Origin of the sequence: Helicobacter sp. 13S00401-1, assembly GCF_002272925.1 — a bacterium.
In the GTDB taxonomy this organism is placed as follows: domain Bacteria; phylum Campylobacterota; class Campylobacteria; order Campylobacterales; family Helicobacteraceae; genus Helicobacter_I.
Genome location: NZ_MLAR01000052.1, coordinates 1 through 457, shown reverse-complemented (window position 1 = coordinate 457; position 457 = coordinate 1). Strand labels below are relative to the sequence as shown.

The 457-nt window shown below is 32.6% G+C and carries 1 protein-coding gene; it reads left to right on the top strand.

Annotated features, from left to right (window positions below; genetic code table 11):
* A partial coding sequence (locus BKH43_RS08590; protein ID WP_172402362.1) for a hypothetical protein occupies window positions 1-422 on the top strand: 422 nt, incomplete at its 5' end.
* Window positions 423-457 lie beyond the last annotated feature (35 nt).

Genomic DNA, 457 nt, shown 5'->3' with positions numbered 1-457 from the left:
CAATCTTTACTACAAGAAAGACTAGTACTCTTGGCTTACAAACAACTATAAGTATGGGTGCTAACTCACTAGGATCAACTTCAAGTTTTAATCCTCAGTATTCAGTAAACCTAGATTTCATACAAGCTTTTAAACTAAAAACTACTACTTACTTTAAGCTAGGTTATATAGCTGGCATAGGACTTGCCATTAGAACTAATGAAAAAAGTAATGAAACATCAAACACTACTTTATCTACTACTAATGAAGCAAGATTAAGCACTCCTTCTATCCTTCCTACGCTTAAAGCTGGTCTTATAGCCTTTTTTGGAAAACATCAAGCAGTGTCTTTAGAGTATCAATACTACTTTAGAAACACAGTTCAAGGCATGGCAAGTAGTGATATCAGCCTTAACTATACCTACTATTTTGGAGGGAAATAAGAGAAATGGAGAAATAACATTAATAAAAATATTTA